At 57.4% G+C, this 24,267-nt stretch carries 18 protein-coding genes; 9 read left to right on the forward strand and 9 right to left on the reverse strand.

Features of this window, described 5'->3' with window-relative positions:
* Window positions 1-147: 147 nt before the first annotated feature.
* Together ACTZWX_RS16445 and ACTZWX_RS16450 are read right to left on the reverse strand one after the other, a co-directional pair.
* Entirely contained in the window at window positions 148-1,941 is a 1,794-nt protein-coding gene (locus ACTZWX_RS16445; protein WP_444714830.1) for a S8 family peptidase, read from the reverse strand.
* A gap of 13 nt (window positions 1,942-1,954) precedes the next feature.
* Complete coding sequence (locus ACTZWX_RS16450) at window positions 1,955-2,899, reverse strand: hypothetical protein (protein ID WP_444714831.1); 945 nt, start codon at window positions 2,897-2,899, stop codon at window positions 1,955-1,957.
* A 250-nt stretch (window positions 2,900-3,149) separates the two neighbouring features.
* On the opposite strand from ACTZWX_RS16450, the gene ACTZWX_RS16455 reads away from it, so the two are divergent.
* Window positions 3,150-5,198 (forward strand): CocE/NonD family hydrolase, encoded by a 2,049-nt coding sequence (locus ACTZWX_RS16455; RefSeq protein WP_444714832.1) that lies wholly within the window; start codon window positions 3,150-3,152, stop codon window positions 5,196-5,198.
* A 64-nt stretch (window positions 5,199-5,262) separates the two neighbouring features.
* Here ACTZWX_RS16455 and ACTZWX_RS16460 read toward each other — a convergent pair whose 3' ends face one another.
* A complete protein-coding gene (locus tag ACTZWX_RS16460; protein WP_444714833.1) occupies window positions 5,263-5,760 on the reverse strand; it encodes a putative molybdenum carrier protein in 498 nt (165 codons plus the stop codon).
* A gap of 448 nt (window positions 5,761-6,208) precedes the next feature.
* Between ACTZWX_RS16460 and ACTZWX_RS16465 the strand changes: the two genes are divergently transcribed.
* Window positions 6,209-6,658: a fibronectin type III domain-containing protein gene (locus tag ACTZWX_RS16465; protein ID WP_444714834.1), complete on the forward strand. Its 450-nt coding sequence runs from the start codon at window positions 6,209-6,211 to the stop codon at window positions 6,656-6,658.
* A gap of 14 nt (window positions 6,659-6,672) precedes the next feature.
* On the opposite strand, the gene ACTZWX_RS16470 is transcribed toward ACTZWX_RS16465, so the two are convergent.
* From ACTZWX_RS16470 to ACTZWX_RS16485, 4 genes are all read right to left on the reverse strand, one after another.
* On the reverse strand, window positions 6,673-9,240 hold the full coding sequence (locus ACTZWX_RS16470) for a CHASE2 domain-containing protein (protein WP_444714835.1): 2,568 nt from the start codon (window positions 9,238-9,240) through the stop codon (window positions 6,673-6,675).
* A 33-nt stretch (window positions 9,241-9,273) separates the two neighbouring features.
* The gene (locus ACTZWX_RS16475) at window positions 9,274-10,911 is read right to left on the reverse strand and encodes a FecR domain-containing protein (RefSeq protein WP_444714836.1); all 1,638 of its coding nucleotides are present in this window, start codon (window positions 10,909-10,911) and stop codon (window positions 9,274-9,276) included.
* Window positions 10,904-11,632, reverse strand: coding sequence for a response regulator transcription factor (locus ACTZWX_RS16480; protein WP_444714837.1), 729 nt, complete (start codon window positions 11,630-11,632; stop codon window positions 10,904-10,906). Before ACTZWX_RS16480 ends, ACTZWX_RS16475 begins: the two co-directional genes overlap by 8 nt.
* Window positions 11,633-11,763: 131 nt before the next feature.
* The gene (locus tag ACTZWX_RS16485) at window positions 11,764-13,908 is read right to left on the reverse strand and encodes a DNA topoisomerase III (RefSeq protein WP_444714838.1); all 2,145 of its coding nucleotides are present in this window, start codon (window positions 13,906-13,908) and stop codon (window positions 11,764-11,766) included.
* A 323-nt stretch (window positions 13,909-14,231) separates the two neighbouring features.
* Here ACTZWX_RS16485 and ACTZWX_RS16490 point away from each other — a divergent pair, with 323 nt between their 5' ends.
* Together ACTZWX_RS16490 and ACTZWX_RS16495 are read left to right on the forward strand one after the other, a co-directional pair.
* On the forward strand, window positions 14,232-14,588 hold the full coding sequence (locus tag ACTZWX_RS16490; RefSeq protein WP_072676968.1) for a BolA family protein: 357 nt from the start codon (window positions 14,232-14,234) through the stop codon (window positions 14,586-14,588).
* Window positions 14,585-15,208, forward strand: coding sequence for an L-threonylcarbamoyladenylate synthase (locus tag ACTZWX_RS16495; protein WP_061333110.1), 624 nt, complete (start codon window positions 14,585-14,587; stop codon window positions 15,206-15,208). Before ACTZWX_RS16490 ends, ACTZWX_RS16495 begins: the two co-directional genes overlap by 4 nt.
* Before the next feature lie 27 nt (window positions 15,209-15,235).
* On the opposite strand, the gene ACTZWX_RS16500 is transcribed toward ACTZWX_RS16495, so the two are convergent.
* Window positions 15,236-15,898, reverse strand: a complete 663-nt coding sequence (locus ACTZWX_RS16500; RefSeq protein ID WP_444714839.1) for a hypothetical protein — start codon at window positions 15,896-15,898, stop codon at window positions 15,236-15,238.
* A gap of 267 nt (window positions 15,899-16,165) precedes the next feature.
* Between ACTZWX_RS16500 and ACTZWX_RS16505 the strand changes: the two genes are divergently transcribed.
* Window positions 16,166-17,782, forward strand: coding sequence for a methyl-accepting chemotaxis protein (locus tag ACTZWX_RS16505; protein WP_444714840.1), 1,617 nt, complete (start codon window positions 16,166-16,168; stop codon window positions 17,780-17,782).
* 24 nt (window positions 17,783-17,806) lie between these two features.
* Here the strand turns inward: ACTZWX_RS16505 and ACTZWX_RS16510 are convergent, their stop codons facing one another.
* Entirely contained in the window at window positions 17,807-18,454 is a 648-nt protein-coding gene (locus tag ACTZWX_RS16510) for an MBL fold metallo-hydrolase (RefSeq protein WP_152438518.1), read from the reverse strand.
* A gap of 59 nt (window positions 18,455-18,513) precedes the next feature.
* Here ACTZWX_RS16510 and ACTZWX_RS16515 point away from each other — a divergent pair, with 59 nt between their 5' ends.
* Genes ACTZWX_RS16515 through ACTZWX_RS16530 form a run of 4 tightly spaced genes read left to right on the forward strand, consistent with a single transcriptional unit; the run spans window position 18,514 to window position 24,267 of the window.
* On the forward strand, window positions 18,514-19,296 hold the full coding sequence (locus ACTZWX_RS16515) for a Wadjet anti-phage system protein JetD domain-containing protein (RefSeq protein WP_444714841.1): 783 nt from the start codon (window positions 18,514-18,516) through the stop codon (window positions 19,294-19,296).
* The gene (locus ACTZWX_RS16520; RefSeq protein WP_444714842.1) at window positions 19,289-22,231 is read left to right on the forward strand and encodes a hypothetical protein; all 2,943 of its coding nucleotides are present in this window, start codon (window positions 19,289-19,291) and stop codon (window positions 22,229-22,231) included. Before ACTZWX_RS16515 ends, ACTZWX_RS16520 begins: the two co-directional genes overlap by 8 nt.
* Window positions 22,224-23,651, forward strand: a complete 1,428-nt coding sequence (locus ACTZWX_RS16525) for a hypothetical protein (protein ID WP_444714843.1) — start codon at window positions 22,224-22,226, stop codon at window positions 23,649-23,651. The genes ACTZWX_RS16520 and ACTZWX_RS16525 overlap by 8 nt, the downstream gene beginning before the upstream one ends.
* Entirely contained in the window at window positions 23,644-24,267 is a 624-nt protein-coding gene (locus tag ACTZWX_RS16530; RefSeq protein WP_444714844.1) for a condensin complex protein MksE, read from the forward strand. The genes ACTZWX_RS16525 and ACTZWX_RS16530 overlap by 8 nt, the downstream gene beginning before the upstream one ends.

Consider the following 24,267-nt stretch of genomic DNA (forward strand, 5'->3'; position numbering starts at 1 on the left):
TTTGGATATAGAGATTTGATGGTGATCGGGATTTGCCACTTTGGGACAGGTAGTTGTCCGATTCACCGCTAATCGTCGCCGAACACCACGGCGTGTTCCGGTTTGGGCAACCTGCTAGATGACTTAAAGAAGTCTCCAGTGTTTGGATCATCGTTGCGCGATCAGGCCGCACGATGCCGGGCGCTCCAGGTCAGCCAGGTTGAAGCCACGAATGGTATCAATCTGGTTGCAGTTGCTGCCGGTGGTCACGTCACAGCGAGCGATGCCGAACTGAGAGCCGCTGAACTGATCGAGCGTGTCGGTAGACACGATCATCCGGGATGCTTCAGTCTGGGCAAGGATGTTGGCATCACCCGCCGCTGGGTTCAGTGGGGCGCCGGCCGGTACCGCGAATACGGTCAGCAGATCGTTTGCATCGGCGTTAGGCAGAACACTGCCGTCAATCTCAACCAGCGAGCAGGCATCACCGCCAACTTCTTCCTGGAGCAGCGCCTGTGCCAGCGGGTGATTCAGTGCATCGGCAAACCGTTCGCGCTCACCCTCGATAGCAGATTGAGCCGCCACGACCGACCGGGGGATGCCGGCGGCGTCCAGAAACTTCATCGCATCCAGAATGCCGGAGCCTGCCCCGAGATTCGGGCGGAATGAAGCCTCAACCACTGGGTTTCCGGATACGGCAATCATGGCCTCAAGCTGAGCGTTGGTAAGGCCTGGGCGCTCGCTCAGGACGTTCGCAATGACACCAGCCACAATGGGCGTGGAAAAACTGGTGCCACTCACAGTGGTTGGATTGCCGTCGGGCGTAATGGATGTGACTGTCGAGCCTTGTGCGACGGTATCCACGTTCAGACCGGTGTTGGTGAAGTTAGACAAGATGCCGCGAGTGTCGTGGGCGGCCACTGTGATTATGTTGTCGCAGTTGGCGGGAGACTGCTGTTCTGAATCGGCTCGATCATTGCCGGCTGACACCACCACAGTAATTCCTTTGTTAACTGCGTGATTGATGGCCGTTTGAAAGGCGTTTGAACATTCCCCGGGGCTACCAAGCGACATATTGATCACCTTAACTGGCTCGCTGATTGGATCGACGCCGCTTACGGGCTCACCACTAAGCCAATAGATGCCGTCGATAATATCTGGCTCGAGACCTACGTTGCCACAAAACATAGATCTTGCAGCCACAAGCTCTACGTTTGCCGTGACTCCGCTCATCCCCAAGGCGTTATCGACGTTCGCGGCAATCAGGTGCGAAACGTGATGGCCATGTTGCGAGATTTCTACTTCGCCGTTGTACGAACAATCGACATCTTCATTGAAGAATAGGGGCCCTTTGGGGTTTCGGGTTGGCTCCTCGCTGATAAGGTTGACTCCCTCTGCATACTGCAAATCAACGGACGATTCAAAACCTCCATCAATCACACCCACGCGGATAGTCCGATCAAAGCTCAGGCGCTCCAGAGCGGGCTCAAGGCGAAGTCCGTGCTCCTGGGTCGGGTCGAACCACTCCTGATTGGCGTACAGCGGGTCGTTGTACTTCAGGGGGCCGCGGGCTTGAGATTGGGCAAAGGTGTCCATGGCGGATTGCGCAGAGACGTTGCCCTGGTCGCCCGGCTGGGTGATAGGTGGTGTGGTCACGATACCGGCTTTTTCAACCGAAATCGTGGCAGGGTCGGCCAGCAGCTCAGCCATGATGGCATCCGCTTCGCTTGCAGGTACCCGGCGATTCTCTCGCTCGATGGTGTCGTTGATGCCTTCACGCAGGATCATCAGTACCACGGTGTCGGACTGGCCGCCCGGCAACACTGCCGGAGCAACGGCCTTGGCGTTGTCGTCCGAGGCTTGAGGGCTCATCAGGGACATGGCGTGCGTATGACCAGCGGTGCCAAGTGTGGCTGCCAAGATCAGGGAGCCCAAAAGGTGCTTGCTATTAATGTAGTTCATGGTGCTCTCCTGTTTATTGGGCTGATACGGCAACAGCGGTGGCCGGGCGCGCAAAGGTGAATACAGCGTTGAGGAAGTCCAGGTTGCCGTCAAAGGTGAACGTACCGTCCTCATTGGCTTGGCCAAACGCATTGGCACCGAAGCGTGTGTAGCGGTTCAGGTTGTTGTCGAAAACAAGCGGGTAGGTCTCGTTCAGATTCTCAGGGAACACGACGTCCAGGCGGTTCAGGATGCTGCTGAAGCTGTCCAGAATCGCCTCGCCGGCGCTGCCAAGCCCGAGCACCCGACCGTTGATGGTGTTGAGCAGGTTGCGCAGACTGGTTTCGGTAACTTCGCCTCGCTCATAACCGCGCAAGGCCTCCGTGATCTGGGCAATGTCTCCGGCAAGATCGGTTGTCAGCTCCGCCAGCGTGGTGTTGATGGTGTCCCGCATGGCTTGTTGCTCGTTTGCGTCAATGAGGTTGGCCAGGTATTCCAGCTCCAGAACGACATTGGCCAGACGCAGATCGTCCGCCAGCACCGCTTCCGGGCCGCTCAAGGCTTGCAAGCCGCGAATCTCCGCCAGTGTGGGGGCGGCGCTGGTGTTGGTGGCATTCAGGGTGATGATGTTGCGAATGGTTTGGCCGTTGCTCACGGTGGTGATTTCAAACCGACTGTTTTCGTCGTTTTCCAGCTGACCAATGCTGAAGGTCACATCACTGTTACCGGAGGTATTCGCGGTGTCGTCAAACGTCACGGTGACCTGGTTGGAGCCGCGCACCTGCTTGACGTCTGTGACGCTGCCTTCGAGTGATTGGTTAACTGTCATGCCTTCCGCGCTGGACAGCGTAACCACATTGTTTCGCATGTCCGGCTCAGGTGTTCCGCCGTCGCCGCCACCACCGCCACCACAGGCGGTTAGAGACAGTGTTGCGATGGCCGCGAGTATGGTGTTGGCTTTGATTTTGGAACCCTTCATGGCATGAATCCTTTTCAAATAAAACTATCGTATAGAGTTATAGATGTTGACTTTATCGCGATAAGGATACGGTTGTAATCGTTCCAAAGTCGATCCTCAGCGCATCCTGAACGCTTTGTTTTAGATCCTGGCATTGAGGAGATTGACAAGGTCTGAGGTTCATTTGCCAAGGCAGTCGTGATTGAAGCTGACATACCATCATGTATAAGGCATAGTATTCGCTAAATGATAAGTATAAAAGAGGTCTACAATGTTCCGTTTGCCAGTACTCCTGTTTTTTTCGATGTTTTTGGTAGCGTGTGGTGGCGATGGCAGTTCAACGCCTTCTGAGGTTGAGCCCGCGGCACCTGAGTTTGGGTCACCTTCTGACTCTGCGCCGGGTGACACTCAACCGACGTTAGGGCCGTTAGTCGAGGGGCGCTTTTTTGCAACCGACACACGCGACACGGATCGCGATGGTATTGAAGGTCTCGATCCAATAATCTCAGATGCTCCGCCCACTTGCGCCCGCCCGGGTTTTAATTTTGATGCCGGTCCTGATTGCACGGATGTTGGCACCGAAGCCTATTACAGTCTATCGGGTGACACATGGATTGATGCTCAGGTGTTTGTGCCGCCTCATCGGGAAGGCGAAATGCTCCCGGTGATCCTCCACAGTCACGGGTGGGGCGGGAGCAAGAAGTCTGAATTGGATCCAATTCCTGACTGCGAAGACATCCAATCCTACGATTGTCCGATTGGTGGCGGGTCGGGACTCTTGGCCATGTTTGGGCAACTGGATGCGCTGCTGAGTGATCTTTACAGAAAAGGTTATGTCATTGTGTCTTTCAGTCAGCGTGGCTGGGGTGAAAGCGAAGGCGACATCATGGTAATGAACTCCTATCATGAAACCCGTGATGCGCAAGCGGTCATAGACTGGATTGCCAGGCAAGGGCAGCAGGGGCAGCTGCCTATTGCCGTTGACAGTAGCGGCAACTTCACCCTTGGATTGATGGGCGGTTCTTACGGCGGAGGATTTCAGTTGCCCCTTGCTGCGATTGACCCCCGCGTTGATACCATTGTCCCGGTGGGTACTTGGCATTCTTTAGAGCAAGCGATTCTGCCCAATGGGGGAGTAAAGGGCGGTTGGGGCAACTTGCTGTGCCTTCTTTCGACTGGCCGATCAAGGCATCCTTTTCTTGAAAATGCTTGCTTTGCGTTGACAGCACCTTTTATTAGACAAGCGGCTGTGCTGGAGCCGTCAGGTAATTTATTGGAGTTTGTCAGGCAGAACGGCCTCAGCTTACTGGCGGACTTGGAGCTCGCGCAAGCACCGTTTCTTGAGGGTATGGAGCCATTCACTCTTCGTCCGATTGATGCCTTACTGATACAGGGCACTCGAGATGTTCTCTTCAACATGCAGGCATCTGCCGATAATTACCGCTATCTGAAGATGGCAGGTGGGGATGTGAGAATGATGACCAATCAGTCGGGCCATATGAACCCGTTGGCAAACCAGGCTGATGGCTCGACGAGTTGCGGCGCCGTGGATATGTTCAGTTCGATTCGCCGCTGGCTCGATGTGAAGTTGCGAGGTGCCAATGAGTCCGTGCTTGATGAAGTGCCGAAGATATGTCTGTCGTTAGACGATGAGCGAGGTGTCATAGTGGACACCATTCCCGGTGAGTCTGTGGCAGCCGATCAGCTTATATCAGTGGACCAGGTTTGGCGGCCATTTGAGATAAGGATTGGAAATCTTCGAGGTGCTCAGGAGTGTCAAACGGTTTATGAGGTTCCCGCAGATACCACGCAGGTGTTGGCAGGCATCCCGAGGCTCCGAGATTTTAGTGTGCAAGGAGGGATCATTGGTGGAGGAGGGGCTGCATACCTAGGTTTATGCCTTGAACGTGGCGGGCAAACATTTTTGATTGACGATATGTTGACGACCTTTGCACCCCAGTTTCAATCATTCTCGGAGCTCGTTGGGGTAGGCGAGGTTCTGAAGGCCGGGGATCGCGTCGGTGTCATGGCATTCAAGGCGCAAGAGCAGATGAACTTTCTGACAACGGCGACGCTTGGGCAGGTAACCGAGTTATTGGTGGACACGGTCGTACCCGGAACGGGTATTGATGATACGCTGTTGGGAGACTTGCTGAATCCGCTGCAGGGAATTCTGTCCGCGGTTAATACCAATGCCTATACCGTTCGAGGAGAGGTGAAGTTGCCGGTATTCCCCGCGGGCCTGGTGAGCTACCAGATTGGTTCCGAGCCGCCTTTTCTAGAAGCCGAAGGCGCGTTTAATCAGTTTCGATTGCAGTGAAGGCGTACCCAGGACGGCGCGCTGCAGACATCCGTCAGCGGCGCGCAGTCTCGAAGTGATGTGCTCACCGTTGTGTCTCGGGTGCCAACGGTACGGGCTTCTGTTGTGACGTCAACAGCGCTGAAAAAACGAACTCGTATATACCGGGCGAACGGCTTTCGCGTGCTCCGGCAATATTCAGGATGTGGATGTTTTTGGCCGTTATGAATTGATTGATCAGGGTGGCAGCCCGCGCTACCCTGATTTCATTCATGTCGATCAGACAATATGGTTTCTTTAATTTTATACAAAAAGCAAGCGTCGCTTCCGTTCCGCCTTCCGGCACACCCCGAAAAAAAATAACGGTCCCGTCACTGTCAACGACGTTCGTTTTCGTGCGTTGACGATAGCCCCCAGTGATCTCTCTGAGTGGATAACGTGAAGCCAAAGGCCCGTCTTCTGCGAGTCGACCTTTAGGGCAGGCTCCACCGACTGCAATACCGAGGGTCATCCCAGCATCAAGCGCGGCGCGGTCCGCTCCTGTCTGACCTCCCGACACAATCTGATGGAGTAGAGTGGGCATTGCATGGTCCTCTTTGTATGGGCTTGAGGGGGGCCGTCATCCGTTCGGATGCCTTACCTGGGATTCGATTCTCAAGCCTTCTTGCTTTCGTTCCACTCAAAGCGGTTTTGGCACCTCAGATTAACTCTTTTTCGTTGTGAGATTGATTTAAACCACCTCGATTTGACCATTTTTTCCAGAAAGGGGCGGAAAAAACACCCCCTTTCTGTGAAACATCGCCTTTGACATCTGGGAATATTGGTTTTGACAGGATCCAATGATCGATCCAATCCGTCACCAGATGACAATAATTTTTGAGCCCCGTACTCGATAAGTCGCCATTGGCATCCTACTCATAACCGTCAACAAAATGACAATTTTATCACTTCAAAAATGACGTCTATCGCATCATCATCCGGCCTTATTTTATAGAATTTCAAAGTCGACGGAATAATGGTGAAAATAGCAAATGAAACGCGTCATAAAAATGTCAAAGGCATGGATTGCCTCGTTTTTACTAGGAGTTCTTCTCACCGGCTGTGGCGGAGGCGGTTCCGATGCCGGGAGTGATGCAAATACCTCGGGCTCAAATACCTCCGGTAATGTAGGCTCAGGTCCTTCGGGTGAGCAGCCTGAGCCGGTTCGTGCAGCTGTCCTGAGTTGGTCAGCACCCTCTACCCGGGTCAACGGCGACGGTATTGCCATGGGCGAGCTCGACAAGTATGTAATCCGTTATGGTCAGGACGTTGAAAATCTGTCTGGTGAGGTGATCATTGGCGAGGCCGACGTCTACCCGGAGATGAGCTACACGGTGGACAATCTGGATTCCGGTACCTGGTACTTCACGATCCAGGTGCAAGATAAGCAGGGTCTGGTCAGCGAGCCCTCAGCGCCTGTCAGCAAGACCATTCGGTCCTGAGGGGCGTGAGCAAGTCACGGCATCGGGTCGGCAATGGGCAGTTTCAGGATGAAAGTGGTGCCTTCGCCTGCGGTGGATTCAACAGAGATGTCGCCCCGATGTTTTTCAACAACGGTTTTCACGAACGACAGGCCCAGCCCGGTGCCGTGGGTGCCTGCCAGCTCACTGCGTTTCTGCCGGTGGTAGCGATCGAACAGCATCGGCAGTTCTGCCTGATCTATCCCGCTACCCTCATCGGCGATGGCGAGGCATGCCAGGTGGCCAGCGCGGTATACCTGAACCGTGATCGCAGATCCCGGCGGGCTGTATTGAACGGCATTGGTCATCAGGTTGATGACTGCCCGTTCCAGCAATTCCGCATTCCCCTTCAGCCAGAGGTCTTCGGTGCCGATCACCTGCAGGCTGATCTGCTTTTCCTGTGCCTGCTCACACACACTGTCCCGTGCGTTTTCTACGATAGCCAGAAACTCACACTCGTAGAACCGGGTTTCCGTCAGCTGCTCGGCCCGCGCCAGCTGCACAAATTCTTCCGCCAGATGGTAGCTGCGCCGGGCCAGTCTGCCCAGTTGTTCAAGCTGGCGCTCATCAATATGGCTAGGGTCTCGTTTCAGTTGCTCAATCAATGCCAACTGAGACACCAGCGGAGAGCGAACATCGTGAGAAATAAAGTCGATGGCTTCCCGGTGCTGCCGCTGCTGCTCCCGAAGCTCGGAAATGTCTGAGATGTTGGCGATGATTCCGAATTGATTGCTGTCTGGCAATGCGAACGGTGCCAGGTGAATCAGGAAGTCCTTGTTGTGAATTTTGAGGTCAACGGTTCGGCTTTGCCGAAGGGTCAACGTCTCAGACACGGTTTCATACCAGGGCGCCGCGTCCCTTGGGTCATGGCCTTCCAGCAGGCGCGTCAGGGGTAATCCGCTTAGGCTCGGCATGGGCTCCCGGAACCAGGCTTCAATGTGCCGGTTGGCGAAGCGGATAACACCCAGCTCATCCGTTACGATTATGCCGTCTGGCATGCGCTCGAAGCTATGGCTGATGAATGACTGCATCTGGCTGAGTCGCTCGGTGGCGGTTCGGACTTTTTCAATGCGCCGGGACAGGTTCTCCTGGGCGCCCGGCTCAAGGGCGGGCGCGCTTGGGTCTTCCAGTTTAAGGTTCTGCAAGTACAGCTGGATAACTTCCCGGCTCAGGTCATCCGGGAGGGTGAGCCCGAGCAGGTACCCGCTGCCGCCGCGAATAAGGCGTATCCAGCTCTGGTTACCATGATGACTCCATTGCCCGACTTGGATGTTGGTCGGGACATCGGCCAGTGTCATGCCTTTGACTGCCAGCAGGTCTCTGCCTTCCGCCAGCAGCCAACCCTGGGGCTGGAGTAGCGCGCTCAGGTGTTCAAGAAGTTGGTGAGGGTGCCTGTGTGAGGGGTCTGGCAAGGCAAGTTGCGGTGTTCTGGCCAAGTCATCCAGTTGACGGTTCAGGAAGCGGTTGGCCATCGCAAGCCGAAGACCGCTGGCCACCGGCAGAGCAATCATGGGCAACAATAGGGCATTGGCGGCTGACAGGTGGTAATGCAAGCTGCGTAGGACCACAAAGTAGGTGATCAACACCAGGACAAAACCTATGCTACAGGCGAGGACGGTCGCTGCGGGCTTGAGTCTCGGCAGGGAGTTGGCCAGGCCAAGGAGGATCACCAGTGTCAGTGCAATGGAGGCCCAGCCAGGTGCGGAGGAGATCAGTGTGTCTTGGCGACTGGCGGAATAAACGTTGGCGTGGAACTCAACGCCACTCATGGGCCTGCCCAGGCCGGAAAACGGTGTACTAAGAATATCGCCAAAACCGACCGCCGTGGCTCCTATGAAGACGGTCTTGCCAGCGAAGGTCTCCGGGGGCACGGCGCCGTTCAGCACATCGACGTAGGAATGGGCAGGGATTGTATCTGCTCCGCCGGCCAGTGGCACAAAGCGGAATTCGCTGCGGACGTTGGTATAGGCAGGCGCATCCGGTGCGTGGCCACTGGGGTTGACCCGATCCTGTGCCGCCAGTGCCAGCGCGGGCCAGCGATGATTGCCCAGGCTGTTGTAAAGGTACAGGCCGCGGGCCACGCCATCGTCTTCCAGCTCAACATGCACGTGCCCGAGTGCAGAAGCTGTCTTCTCCAGCAGCGGTGCGGGCAGTTGTTCGGCCATCCGTTGTGTTGGTGTTGCCGGTGAGTAGTGTATGGGCAGCACAACCCGGCCATGGCGCTCCAAGGCGTCTGCAAGGGCCTGGTCGCTGGGGGAGGGTTCAGGAAACAGGATGTCCAGCACAATGACTTCCGCGCCGGCATCGGCAAGCTGGTCAATCAGCCGGGCATGGAGGTTTCGGTCCCAGGGCCAGCGCCCGAGCGCGTTCAGGCTGTGTTCATCGATGCCCACCAGAGCCAGGCGGTCATCAACGGGCGCGGACCAGGTGGTGATGGCTTTGTCGTAAAGCCAGAAATTGATGCGCTCTTCCAGGGTGGTTATCTGGAGTAATAGCAGGATGCCTGTGAGCAGCAAGCCCAGAGACCAGGGTGTCGTCTTTAAGGTTAACCAATCCCTTCTCATGGGCCGTGCGGTTCGTTCTTGTTGTGGAGGTATTTAATCCAGGTAAAGCTCCCTCCCCGGGCCCCATCGGCTTGCCAGCGGACCATCAGAAAGAGCTTTGACGCGCACAAAATACCTTCTTCCGGGAATCAGACGCAAGGCCGCTGTGGTATCTGCCACGTTTGCTTCCTTGATAATGTTGTTGAATCCGGGCTCTTCCGCTAGTTGGAGGCGATAGTCTTTTGCGGTATCCACCTTCTCCCAGAACACGCGCACCTGGTTGTCCAGGTAGTTGATGCTGATGATTCGTACCGGCGGCAAAGTGCCGTTCACAACCAGTGACCGGGGCTGGGACGCGGCCACGGAGTTACCACCGGCCTCGCTGACCACTCGCCAGTAGTACTGGCCGGGGCTTAGGGGTCGGGAGGGGAGGGCTCGGTTGTCTGGCGCCCATTCACTGGAGGTAATCAGCCGTCGGAATTCTTCATCTTCTGCGATTTCAACCCGAGCAACTTCGTTGGTACCGTTCAGGCGCCATTGGAACTCTGGCATGTCGTCATTCACGCTCTCACCGGGTTCTGGCGAAAGCAGATCAGGTGTTCGTGCCTGCAGGTCAACTTCGATCGACGTGATGGCCGGCATTCCGGTGATGCCCTGACGATCCAGTGCGGCCAGGTGGAGTTCGTAGCGCCCGTTGTCCAGTTGGCTAATGTCAAAGCGATGGCCAGGCATTTCCCGACTTTGTAGCCAGGTGCCGCCATCCTCTTCGAAGATATCGACGCGATACCGGTTGGCGCCGTCCTGCTGCCAGCTGAGTTCAGCCGGTAGCTGTGTGAGAATCGGGGTGATGGGGTTGAGCACCGGGGCCGGTGGTAGCTGGCGGATGTTCATGGGGGTGGCGCTCGCGGTGGACACGCTGGCGCCATAGCCTGCAGGAATCCGGCGTACCTGGCCCGGGGGGCCGAAATCAACCACGCCCTCGGTTACCTGAACGCTGCTGCCAGAGGCGGATGTCTGCATGGAAAACACGGTACCTCGAACAGCGGCGACCGCTGATGGGGTTTCGATTTCGAACCGGGTACCATCTTCCAGCACCGGCTTTACTCGGATATGCACCTCGCCCCGTTGCAGGCGAACACGGGTATCTGCCATTCCGGCTTTGCCGTATTGGGTGAGGCGGTTGAAAATGAGTCTGGAATTGGGCGCCATACGCAGTTCGGAGCCATCAGCCAGGACGATAGTCGCGGTGCCGGCAGAGGAGATCACTTCATCGCCCACCCGGATGACAGAATTTTCGGTCAGTGACGTTTTCTGGCCGGTGGTGCCCGATACGTGAATAACATTACCGCTGGCGGAGCTAACCCTGGCGGGCTCGGGCTGGCGCTTCAACCAGGCCAGAGGAATGCGAATTTGTTCCCCGGCAGACAGCCTGGCGTTACCGGGCAGGTTATTGTATTGCAGGACCTGGCCAATGGTTACCCGGTCTATCAGCAAGGACTGGCCGATGTCGCTGAGTGTCTCACCGGAGCGGAGCGTATACACCCATTCCTGGGCGCTTTCCGATTGCTGAGCGGGCGAGGCGGAAGAAGAGCCTCGGGCAACCGATATCTCGGCGGCAGCCACGCCGGGCAGCAGGCTGGTTACAATCAACAGGAGCAAACCTGTGACGCTTTGGCGTTTTCGGTCAAGCATTGGTTGCACTGTCTTCCCGGGGCTCGTCAGCTTCAGTGGCTTTGATCGCTTCCAGGCGATAGCCGCGCTGGTAAATGGTCTTGATGCGGAATCCGTTCTCCGGATTTACACCCAGCCGGCGGCGTAATCGGCTCATGTGGGTATCAACGGTCCGGGTGTTGATATCCCGGGCAAGGCCCCACACGCGTTCCAGCAGCATCTCGCGGGTCAGGAGCCGGCCCTGGTTCTGAAACAGGAACAGGGTGAGGTCGAAGTCCTTGTCGGTCAGGGTAAGCGGTTCACCGTGCAGCAGGATGGCTCGTTGCCGGGTGTTGACTTCAAACGGACCGTAAACCAGCACTTCTTTGTCACTGTCAGGGTTGCTGCGGCGGGCCAGGGCATTGATCCTGGCGGTGAGCTCGGCCGCCCGGGCCGGTTTAGACAGGTAGTCGTCGGCGCCGGCATCCAGCGCCCGGACGATGTCGGCCTCGCTGTCCCGCTGGGTCAGGAAAATGGCCGGAATGGGCCAGTCCAGCTGGGCGCGCACATTCTCCAGCACGTCGATACCGGTCATGTCTGGAATTTGCCAGTCCAGGATAATCAGGTCATAACTTCGGTGCAGAACGGCACCGAGAAAGGCCTGGCCGGTGGGGAAGCTGTCACAGTGATGACCTTTCTCGGAGAGAATGGCTTGAATGTGTTGCGCTTGTTCATGTTCGTCTTCCAGCAGAGCAATGCGCATTAAGCTTGGCCCTCAATGGTGTTGCCGATTTCGTGGTCTTGGCACAGAGCGGAGTAGAAATCCCCTGAAATATAGGCCAAGTATCCCAAAAAATGAGGCTGCGTTCAGTAGTGATATGTAGAATTCCGTAACTACAGTTCAGGTTTGCCGTTGGCGTCATTCACTGTTTGTCGGCAGGCCGGGAAATTACTGCAGCCCCAGAACCAGCCTTTTTTGCTTTGGCGCCTCACCAGGGGTGAAAAACAATGGGGGCAGGGCACGGGCTTCTGCCCAGTTCCGTCTGCTGGTGCACTGTCTTCCAGAGGGCGCGTGCCTTTACATTTTGGGTAGCGGGTGCAGGCAAAAAAACGTCCGAATTTTCCTTCCCGCTCGATCATGGGCGCCCGGCACTTTGGGCAATGCACAGACGTTTCGCTGGCAGGAGTTCCGGTCGCATCGGGCGCCCGATGAATGAATTCGCGGATCTCCTGCTTTAGCGACTCCAGAAATGCCCTGGGGTCGTCCTCGCCGCGGCGGATGCTCTCCAGTGTTGCTTCCCAGACCGCTGTACGGTCCGGGGTACGGATAGTGTCCGGCAGCGCCGCAATCAGCGCCTTGCCTTTGTCGGTGGCGCGGATGAATCGCTTTTCCCGGTACAGGTAATCTCGCCGGAACAGTGTGTCGATAATGGCGGCGCGGGTGGCTTCCGTGCCCAGGCCATCGGTCTCCCTCAGGGTTTTACGCAGTTCCGGGGCCGCCACGAAACGAGCGATGTTGGTCATCGCCGACAGCAAGGTGGCATCGGTAAAGTGCTGGGGTGGCTGAGTATTGCGTTCGGTTACCGTGGTGTTGCTGCAGGTGACCGGCTCACGACTCCCCAGCCTTGGCAGCGGTGGTTTTTCCGGCTCGTTGTTGTTCTCCCGAAGTTTCAGCTCCAAGGCTTTCCAGCCGGGGGTGAGTATCGCCGTCTCGGTGGCCCGGAATCTGTGTTCCTGAACCTGCACCGTCAGTTTTCCCTCACGGTGAATTGCATCCTGGGCGAACTGCATCAGATAGTAGCGGCTGATCAGGTTATAGATCTTTTCCTCGGCGGCCGTCAGCTTGCCATTCGGGGTAGGGCGGACGGTTGGAATGATCGCGTGGTGGGCGTCCACCTGTTTGTCGTTCCAGGCCGCAGAGCGCCGGTTGCTGTCCAGTTGCCCTGTGAGCGCTTCCAGCTCGCCGGATACCCGGCTAATAGCGCGAATCACCTGCTCCCGTTGATGAAAATGTTCCTCGGGCAGGTAACGGTTGTCGGACCGGGGGTAGGTGATCAACTGGTGCCGTTCATACAGATTCTGGGCGGTGTCCAGCACGTCTTTGGCACCCATCCGGAACAGTCGCCCGGCTTCTATCTGCAGTGCCGACAGGGACAGCGGCAGGGGCGGTGGCTCGGGCCGGTCTCTGAAGCGGGATTCTGCGATGGTGCCAGGCCGACCGTTCACGTCACGGGCAATTTGCTCGGCCACGTCCCTGCTGAGCAGGCGTTTCTCTTCGTCCAGATGGTCTTCATAGGCTTCATCCGGCAGCCAGCGGGCGGTAAACGGGCGTTGGTCCGCGTCCTCTTCGGAGGCTTGGAATTGACCTTCAATTCGGTACCAGGGCTTGGGCTCGAAGTTCTCGATGGTGTTATCCCGCTCCACAACCAGGCCGAGCACCGGTGTTTGTACTCGGCCAACCGAGTAAACGCCGTCCTGACCCTGTTGCTGGTAGCTCAGGGTGTAGAACCGGGTGAGGTTGATCCCATACAACCAGTCGGCCCTTTGTCGGGCCAGGGCAGAATGGGATAGCCGGCGGAATTCCTTGTTGTCTCTGGGTGCCTGAATGGAGCGCGCAACGGCGCTGGGAGTCAGGTCGTTAATCAGTACCCGTTTTACCGGAACGGTGGTACCAACGTAGCGCAGTACTTCATCCACCAGTAGCTGGCCTTCACGGTCCGGGTCGCCAGCGTGGGTGATCACGTCGGCCTGTCGAATCAGGGATTCGAGCACCTTGAGTTGCTGTTTTACGCTGTCTTTGGGGGTGAGCTGCCATTGTTCGGGGAACATGGGCAGGTCTTCCTGGCGCCACTTTTTCCATGCCGGGTTGTAGCGGGCGGGCTCGGCCGGTTCCAGCAGATGGCCGATGCACCAGCTGACGGTGGCGGCTTCCTGGCCGTTTCCGCAACGGATCCAGCCCTGGCCTTTCTGGTGCGGGCCTGGGAGGGCGGCGGCGATGGCTCTGGCCAGGCTGGGTTTTTCGGCGATGTACAGGTGCATGGTGTTGGTGGTTCGCTAAGTGGCATCGGAATGTGTCTGTTTGGGGCTTTTGTGTCAAGGGCTTCGGGCTTATCGTTTGTTGTGTAGTAGACTGGTTGTGTTGGGGGAGGCGGCTGTGGTGGAAGCTTTCCCAAAAGACGCCGTGAACCCGTCCATGGGGGCTTGGTGTTGCCATCCCTGGCAACACACACTTTTGGGAAAGCTTCCACCACAGCCGCTTGAGACTCCGTGCAATTCGCCCGGTAGAGAGCGCTTTCGGGCGCCCTGCAAGCCGCCGCGATAGTGTGAGTGGTCATTTGAGAAGTTGGAGCAGAAGATTTTTTATGAAAGTTCAGAACGCAATTGAAACCAAGCTCAAAGACGGGTTTGCCGCGCAGCTGCTGGCTGTGGAGAACGAGAGCCACATGCATTCCGTGCCGCCGAATTCGGAAACCCATTTCAAGGTGACGTTGGTGTCGCCGGATTTTGCCGGTCAGATGAAAGTTAAGCGGCATCAGGCCATTTATAAAGTGTTGGCGGAAGAGCTGGCGGGGCCTGTGCATGCTTTGGCGTTGCATTTGTATACGCCGGAGGAGTGGGCGGCCAGTGGTCAGGCGGCGCCGGATTCGCCTGGTTGTATGGGCGGGTCGAAGGGCGATGACGCCATGGCTGCGAAATTAGGACAGGGAGTGAATTCATGAGTCAGTTTTTCCAGATCCATCCTGAGAATCCGCAGAAGCGGTTGATCAACCAGGCGGTTGATATTCTTCGCAAGGGTGGGGTGATTGTGTATCCCACGGATTCCGGGTATGCGCTGGGTTGTCACCTGGGTGACAAGCAGGCAGCGGATCGTATCAAGCGTATCCGGAAGCTGGATGACAAGCATAACTTTACGCTTGTGTGCCGGGATTTGTCGGATATTGGTGTGTACGCCAAGGTGGATAACACGCAGTACCGTTTGCTGAAGACGTTCACACCGGGGCCGTATACGTTCATTCTGCCAGCCACCAGTGAGGTGCCGCGCCGGTTGTTGCATCCCAAGCGTCGGTCTATTGGCGTGCGGGTGCCGGATAACGAGATTGTGCGGGAGCTGCTGGGCGAGTTGGGCGAGCCGATCATGAGCAGTACCCTGATTCTGCCCGATGAAACGGAGCCGATGACCGATCCCTATGAAATCCGGGATGTTCTGGAACACGAGCTGGATTTGATCATTGATGGCGGGTTCTGCGGTATGGAAGCGACTACCGTGGTGAATTTCCTCGGGGATGCCCCGGAGGTTACGCGGGTGGGTAAAGGTGATCCCGCTCCGTTTCAGGTTTAACGGTCAAAGACCCATGCCACCCGGGTATCAGGCCCGGGTGTTCAGGTTGAAGGCGTAGCGTTGTGCGCTGTTACCGAAGTCGAATTGGCCGCTGTTGGCATTGCGTTTCAGGCTGTCGTAACGGTGGATGACATCCTGTAATCCGTTGAACTGCTGGTTGTCGCTGAGCAGTGAATCCAGCAGGGAGTTGTTCACGCCGTAGGCCTGATTGAGCTTCAGGGCGTTATCCATAAAGTGTAGTGTCGGTTCGCTGACGCTCAGCCGACTGAAGGCTTCCCGGAAGCCCCGGTTGTTGTTCAGGTCCATCTCAATTCTTTCGCGAAGCTCTTCTGGCAGCTTCCCCTCAACTACCGCATCGCCGTTCTCGCCTTTTCCCACGCTCAGGGCCGTTGCCGGGTGCAGGTTGTACTCGGCAAGTTTGTGCTGGAGGGTTTCACGAACAAAGGAGAGATCCTGCGCAACGGTCTGTTTGTACTGGCCGAGTGGGAGCTTGCGAGCTTTCAGGCTGCCGGGGTCCAGTTCTGACTGCCCGGACGGGGTAAAGCGGTCATCACCCGGGTTACCGGCGGCTTCGGGTTGCTTCGTGGCAGCGGGTTTCTCGCCATCGGGCTTGGCTGCGGGTGCCTGGCGGCTGTCCATGGCTTGCTGAAAGCGTGTGCTGGCTTGTATCAGAGATGTCAGCAAAGACATGGTGCATTTCCTCCTCGGCGGTAAATAACTGCCGGAAATTCGATTATGGGGTGTGTTTGTGAGTAACAAGCAGGTTTTGGGCCAGGTTGTTCTTGAGGTTTGGCAGTCTGTACTTGCGTGGAAATGTAAAACTTTGCAACGAGTGTCATAGGGATGGCATCGGGCTGATCTGGGTCATATAAAAATTGACGTATGTCTATAAAGTTATGCCCGAAACTGCCGTCATAACAGGTGGTTGTTCAGTTGATCTTCCGCTGCCGGGGTACCATGAAAAAACAACACCCGATCCGCTTTTTGCTGCTGTCGGCCCTGGCCGTGGCGTTTTCCATCATTCTTGCGTTCACCGTTGTTTACAGCGCCCAGTCGCAGCGCGCGCATCTTGAGGAGTTCAGCCACAAATATGTAGACGGGCTGGCAAAATCCTACTTTGACGGGCTCAACACCATGATGGTGACAGGCACCATCAACAATCGGGATGTACTGCGTGATAGGGCCAAGGCATCCGAAGATGTTCTGGACATCCGGGTGGTGCGCAGTGATCAGTTGAACGCGATGTACGGCGCGGGTAATGCGGAGGAGCGGCGTCGCGAACCTGAGGATATGCGGGCACTGCGTGGCGAGCGGGTGGAGCTTTACTCGGCAAATGACCAGGGCCGGGTTTATACCCTGATTGAGCCGGTTATTGCCCAGGCAGACTATCAGGGGGTGAATTGCCTTGGCTGCCACCAGGCTAAGGAGGGCGAGATTCTCGGTGCCATCCGGGTGGATTATTCCCTGGCCCAAAGCGACGCCCGCCTGCAGCAGCAGTTGCTGGTGGGTGGTGGTGTTCAGGTGGTCATTTTTGTGGTGATTTTCTTCCTGACCGCGCTGGTTCTGGGGCGGCTGGTGTTCTCCCGGTTGCGCAGGCTCCATGACCGGATGGATGAAATCTCCAGGAACTCAGACCTCTCCATTGAACTGGAGGTTACACGCAACGATGAAATCGGTTCACTGTCCAGGGCCTTTAACCGAATGGTGGCGAAGATTCGGGAAAGCATGAATACGGTCATGGACAATGCTGCCCAGGTTGAATCAGCGGCACGGACCATTGCCGGCAAGGCGGAAACCACGGAACGCGAGGTTCTCGCTCAACGGGACAACACGGACCAGGTGGCCAGTGCCACCACGGAAATGGCGGCGTCTGCGGTGCAGGTGCGGGAGAACGCGGTCAATACTGCTCGCAAATCTGCAGACACAGCAAAGGCAGCGGAGACCGGTGAACAGCTGGCCCACAACGCCGTGACAGGTATCGAAACCCTCAATACCGAGGTGCAGAACGGTGCTCACCGAATCGAGCAACTGGACCAACGCACCACCGAGATGGCAACCCGGCTGGAGTTGATTTCCGAGATTGCAGATCAAACCAACCTGCTGGCCCTGAACGCCGCCATCGAAGCCGCCCGTGCCGGTGAACAGGGTCGTGGATTTGCGGTGGTGGCTGATGAAGTGCGTGCACTGGCGTCGCGTACCCAGGCGTCCACAGAGGAGATTCGCCACACCATTGACGGCCTGAGGAAAGAGGTGGTGGATTGCGTGGGCACCATGCGCCATGCCTCCGAACTGGCGCAGCATCAGGTGGAATCAATTCTGAAAGTGGAAACAGAATTGCAGACTATCGCTGCGGCGGTGCGCGAAATCACTGGCCTGAATGAAGAAATGGAAAGCGCGGCCAACGAACAGAGCGATGTGTCGGAATCCATCAATCACAACGTGATTGAAATCAGCCGTTCGGCGGAGCAGACCTCCAGCGACGCCCAGGAAACCGCCCGCATTGCCGGTGACCTCCTGGCCATGGCCGAAACCCTGCGTAAGACCATCGAGCAGTTCCGGTTGTCGCAACAATGATTCCGGCCGCGGGCACCGGGGCGCTCAGCCCCGGTGATCGGATACAAACGGATTAGTGGCTCGTTCCTGGCCGAAGGTGGACATGGGGCCGTGGCCGCAGATGAAGTTCACGTCATCCCCCAGGGGGAACAGCTTTTCCCGGATGGAATGAATCAGGGTGTTGTAGTCGCCTTTCGGGAAATCCGTTCGGCCGATAGAGCCATTGAACAGCACGTCACCCACCTGGGCCAGTCTTGAGCCGCGATGGAAGAACACCACATGGCCAGGGGTGTGGCCTGGGGTATGCAGTACTTCCAGGGTTTCATTACCCACCGTTACCGTGTCGCCGTCTTCCAGCCAGCGATCAGGCGTGAACACTTCTGGCGCCGGGAACCCGAACATTTGCGCCTGCATGGCCAGGCCCTGAATCCAGAAGTTGTCGTCCTTATGGGGCCCCTCAATCGGCAACCCGGCCGACTTGGCCAGCTCTGCCGTGCCGCCGGCGTGGTCGATGTGGGCGTGGGTAAGCAGGATCTTCTCCAAAGTGACGCCCTCGGCTTCCACCGCCGCCCGAATGCGATCCAGGTCGCCGCCCGGGTCCACCACCGCTGCCTTGTTGGTTTCGGTACACCAGAGCAGAGTGCAGTTTTGTTCAAAGGGAGTGACGGGAATCACGCGGTACTTCAGGGACATAATCTGCCTCGGGTTGTAAACTTTCCAGCAAGTTTACCAAGGCGGGAACAGGTGGGCCATTGAACGATTACCTCGAGAAAATCCTTAAAGGCCGGGCCATCAACTACGAGGCCTTTTTAAAGAAGCTGCCGGATGCCCTGCGTCGGCGGCATCGGGAGCTGTTCGCAACGGAGAAGGTTAGTGCCAATCGCTGGCAGGTAACCATTCTGGATGAAGCTGCGTTTGCGGTGTTACAGCGACAGGCGGCTGCGCCCGTTAGCAGGGTAGATGCGGCGAAGAAGGGCGATTCCCACCGCCACGGCACCGAGGTGAGTTTACTGCTGGTGTATCATCGCGCCCTGACAGGCAACCGGCCGGATTCGGTGGTGATTACCGGAGATTCGGTGGATATCGGTTTTCGGCCAGCGCCCCGGGTGCTGGTGGTGGAAAATGAGCAGAATTTTTACCATTACCGCCAGATGCTGGCCTATGCCAGTGACTGCCTTGGTAGGCCTATGGAACTCGCAAATTGCGATGTGGTGCTCGGTGGCGGCAATCGGATCACCCGTGCTGCGGATTTGAACTGGCTGGCCGGTTACGATGAGGTGGTCTGCGCCTTTGATTATGATGCCGGCGGCCTGCAGATGTTGGCATCGATGCGATCGGCGTTGGGTGAAAAAGCTTGCTATCTGCAGCCGACTGACTGGCAACCCTGGCTGAGTCGTTTCCGCAAAACCCCGGACGCCACCGAAAGGTTTACAAAGGCCATCATGCTGGCGGAAGATCTTGGGTTTGTGTCGCTGGCGCAGGCCTTTCGAGCCACCGGCAAATTCATGGAACAGGAGATGATTCTGGATGAGTGATTCACAGGCGAGCGCAAGCACCTTTAACTTCGGCATTCGCCGCCTGGTGCTGGTGGATTCCGCCGGCTTCTGTTACGTGGAAATTCCGGTGGATAACCATGGCCTGATTCTTGGGCCGGGCAACCTGGGTAAATCCAGCCTGCTCAATTCCCTGCGTCTGTTCCTGTTGCCGGAAAACAACTTCAAGAACAGCCGCAAGAAATTCGCCTTCCGCAACGCCAGCGCAGGTAGCTTCTATACCAACGAAGAAAGCTACCAGCACTATTTCCCCAGCCAGTTCAGCTTCCTGATCATGGAGGCGGAGAACCCGGCGGGTACCCATTGCCAGATTCTGTATCGCGACAACGCCAGCCAGCTCAGCTATGGCCGTGCCTTTATACCCGTGAGCTACGACCAGCTGCGGCCGCTGTTCTGGAACGGCGACGATGAAGACGGCATTGGCCAGGCGGTGCCGGAGCTGTCGTTCAGCCGGCTATCGGAAGCGCTGAAGAAGCTGTCCAAAGACACCAGGCTGGTGAACGACCCGGCGAAGCTCAAATCCATGCTCTACAGCAGCGAACTGATGAACGCCGATGCGGTGCGTTATTCTGTTCTGCCCCTGGGTGAGTCGGACGAGCGCCGGGTGCAGTCCCTGCGCACCTTGATCCTGCTGCTGTTCGAAATGAAGGCCGACGACCAGGCCATGGCCAATGCGGTGGCCAGCATCATCGAGGCGGACAAGAAGTTTGCCGACGATGCCTTCGACTTCAATATTGATGATTTTCTCAACCGTCACGAACAGTTAAAACAGCAGCAAACCCAGCTCAACAGCATCGAGAAAGAGCGGCCAAGGTTTGAAAAGCTGAACCGGGACTACCAGGCCTACCAGACCCTACTACGCAGCCAGCACGATTTCGCGGCCTTCCGGGACGGCGTGGCCAGTGCCCTGGCGGACATTGGCGCCAAACGGCGGGTGGCGCTGGACGCGTTTAACGAACAGAACGACACTCTGCGCCACGTACTGCAAGCCCTGAAGAAACTGGAGCAGGAAACCAGCGGCCTGAAAGGCGAGATCCGCTCCGCTGACCGGCGCATCAAACAGTCCGAGCAGAACCAGAAAGACGGTGAACTGCTGGTCTCGCAATACGGCGAGATGACCCTGCAGGAAATCGCCGAGATCCAGAAAGAGGAGCTTGAGGGCAAGCGCGGGCACCTGGCCGCCCTGAAAAGTGCCGCTCAGGCGGAGATTCGGTTGGAACAGATTCAGCGCAAGAAGCTGGACCTTGAACGACAGCTAGAAAGTCTGAGAGACCGGGAAAGCAAGCAGCAGTGGCAGTTGCAGAATCAGCTGGACGAAGCAACCGCCGCGCCGCTTCGCGCTGTCGATCCCCGGTTGATGATGGCCAGTCCGGGTCAGGACCTGGATGCGGACAGCAAGTCCACTATTGAAGCCTTCGCCCGATTGTTTATACCCAATGACCGGGGCTTCGACTGGTTTGACACTGAATACCAAAGCCAACCCGCTCGCCAAACCAACTTTGCCGAACAGCGGCATCACATTGAAAGTGAACTGAACAGCCTTGAACGGGAACGTTCAGAGCTCGCAGACACCGCTAATCAGGAGCACGACCGGCCCCGGCTGATTGAGCGCACGGAAAAAGAAATCCGCGCTATTGAGAAAGACCTGGAAACGCTACAGCGCTATCCGGCGGCGGCTACTGCCCTGAAAGACGCTGCTGAAGAAAAGCAGGCGGCGGAAGAAGAACTCGCCAAACTGGACGAGCAAGCCCGGCTGGAACAGGAAAAACAGGACGCGGTGCAACAGAAAGCGGCCAAGGCCAAGGCTGAGAAAGATCGCATCGAAGAACGGGAGCGGGAGCTGGCGGGCCTGAGCCGCAGCGTGGGCACCGTTGAACACCGCTTCCCGCACCTGAAAACGGTGGAAGCGGAACAGCCACTGGCCATTGAGAAAGTCTCGGCTGCTGCCTTTGACGACCTGCAAACCCAGCTGGACGATCTGGAAGAACGGCGCCGCAACATACTTGATCACCTGCGCCAGTTTATTTATCTGGGCATCCACGAAGACACCGAAGGCGAATTGCAGAAAGACAGCCCGGCGTCGTCGGTCATTCGCGACACCTTCAAGAGCCTGGCGGACCTGTTCGCCGGTATGGCGGAGCGCTGGCAGGTGCTGGAGGAGCAGATTGCCATCCACAACGAGACCGTGGCCAGCTACCGTCAGGCGCTGAAATCCAACCACGAACACATTGTGCGCTTTGAAGCCCAACTCAATCGGGAGCTGGACGGCGTTCGCATCAACGACCTGGTGGAAATTCGGGTGGATATCCACACCGATCCGAAATTCCGCAACCTGGTGGAAGAAGCCAACAACATCGACCCCTACGGCAACCAGCTGCAGTCCGATGCTTTCTACGACCGCCTGCGGGTGTTTGTGGCGGACTTTTTCGGGGAGCAGGGCGGCAGCAAGCGCCTGACCATGGACAGGGTGATCACCGGCATTTCCTACCGAACCCGCAAGGAAAACGCCGCCAACCTGGACAAGAAAGGCCAGTCCACCTCCACCACTGCACTGATCAACCTGGAACTGGTGTACCGGCTGTTCAAGCGGGTGCTGTACCCGGGGGTGCAACTGTCGTTCCCCATGGTGCTGGACGAACTGGCCAGTGTGGACATCAGCCAGATGCCGTCACTGCTGGAACGACTTCGCAAGCAGGGCTTCAATCTTTTCTCTGCCGCCACCCACAGTGCCAGTGCCGAAGTCATCTACCTGATTGGTCGGCACCTGGAAGTGGGGCAGATGCGCACCGCGCGGCCATACAGCCCCCAGCGTACGCTGGTGTTCTGGGGCGGCGCAGAGGGGTTTACCGGTGGTGAAGCCTTGAAGCACTGGGCGGACCAGACCCAGAACAGCCTGCTGGAGCCGGTGGATGAGTAAACGCTTCAGCACCCTGGATACCACTCGGCTGCTGTTCGAGCACCCGAAGATCCTGTTCCGGATGATCGAACGCATGGACCGGAATGAGGCCCGCTACATTCGTGAGAGCGACCTGGTGGCCGAGGTGATGGACTATACCGCTAATCTGGGCAAGGCCGACCGGGAGCGGGTCCGGCTGGCCCTGAACACCGAGAACCTGTTCCGTAGCGGCCTGATCATAGACATCATCAAAGCCGACGGCGAGCGCCGGCTGGTGTTCCAGGACGCCCTGATCAACCTGATGCGCGCCTGTAACGCCTCGCTCTACCAGGAGCTGACCGACGCCCGCCTGCGGGGCCACCTGGTGACCCTGAGGGATGTGCGTAATCGTCTGGAAATCAGCAGTTTCAGTGAAGCAGACCCGGATTACACCGAACTGCGGGACGACCTGAACGAACGGGTGAGCCAGCTCATCGGCCTGTTGCGTCAGAACGTGCTGCGTATGCAAACCATCAGTGCCCAGCTGGCGGACTTGTCTGGTGATGCCAGCCGGGCACCGGAAAAGTACCTGGAATTTCGCCAGAACCTGTTTGAGCAGATCGTGACTCTTTACGACCGGCACATCAAACCCACCCTGGTCTTCCTGAATCCGGACACCCGGCTGCCCGATGGCAGCAATTTGTTCGAAACCCTGGAGGCTATGGTGCGGTTGCTGGAGACCAACGACAATCACAGCCTGGCGGACCAGATATTCCGCTCGTCCCTCAGCCTGAATGCGCTCTATAAACCCATTCAGGCAGTGGCCCAGGAGGTGGAGCACTTCCTGCGCAAGACCCGCCGGGGCATGGCCCAGTACAATGCCATGGAGCACTTCTATGGCAAGCTGCGAGCGCTCAAGGGGGATACCGAAACCCTCAGCCTGCGCCGCAAGTGGCTGGAAGGTGGGGAGTTTGCCCGCAGCACCGGGTTCTTGGTGGGCCTGCGGGCACAACAGCGGCCGAAGCATTATGCCTTTGGCCAGTCGTCCAGCTACTACCAGCTGTTGTTCAGCGAACTGGATCTGCGCCTGACGGATTTGCGCCGCAAAGCGGAAGTGCCGGTACTGCAGGAAGTGGATGGCAGCGGTCGCCACAGTCGGATCGATGTTCAGCGCATCAACCAGCTTTACCAGTGGCTCGAAACGCTGGAGCTGCGGCCCACGGCAGACCTTGTGCGGGAGCTGCACGGGCGCCTGGATGGTTTCATTCCCGGCTACCGTTTTCCGGATTTGCTGGCAGCCCTGAACCGGCTGGTGAATTCGCCACCTGAGGGAATGCAGGTGGTCACCACCAACCGCTTCCGTACCCTTGAACAGGCACCGGGCAGCGAGCAATTCGTCTACCGAAAACGCCGGCTTGAACCCGGCGTAACCGATATCAAACAAGAGCCAAGCCATGCCTGATTTTGCTGACATGACCGAGACGGAAAATAGCCTGAGCGCAGCGCCAGTCGGCAGCTTCGAGCAGATCCTGCCCGCCCACAGCACCGCCATTTACCGGGAGTTTCAGGCCGGCCGGGTGGTCGTGCGGGATGTGTGGGACAACAACCGCTCGGAGCTACGGGCCAATCCGCTATACAACCTGTTGTACAACCACTTGTCCCACTTCCGCACCTTTTACGAACATCTGGGTAGTGAACTTGTGTTCAATGAAACCGGCGCATTTTTCTTCCTGAAGGAGAGCAGTGACGACGAAAGTGAAGAGCACGATGAGAATGCGTTCAGGGTGCAGGTGGCGCTGTTGATAATTGGGCGTTACTTTGCCCGCAGCGGGAGGGACCTGGATTATCTGGGGCGTGCAGACGCAGGCCTGAATGAGCAGGACCTTAAAGCCATGGCCGGAGACGACGAGTACCAGGACATTCTCCGGGCGGCCCGGTTCGAGAAGGGCCTCGCTGAAGCTCTGGATTACCTGGAGAAGCGAAATCTGGTGTTCCGGGCCGGTGCCGGGCGGTATTTTCTTAGTTCTGCAGGTCTGTATTTTCTCGGCCAGCTGGTGCAGGAATATGAGCAGGCCTGA

It is taken from the genome of Marinobacter sp. NSM, assembly GCF_052380025.1.
In the GTDB taxonomy this organism is placed as follows: Bacteria; Pseudomonadota; Gammaproteobacteria; order Pseudomonadales; family Oleiphilaceae; genus Marinobacter.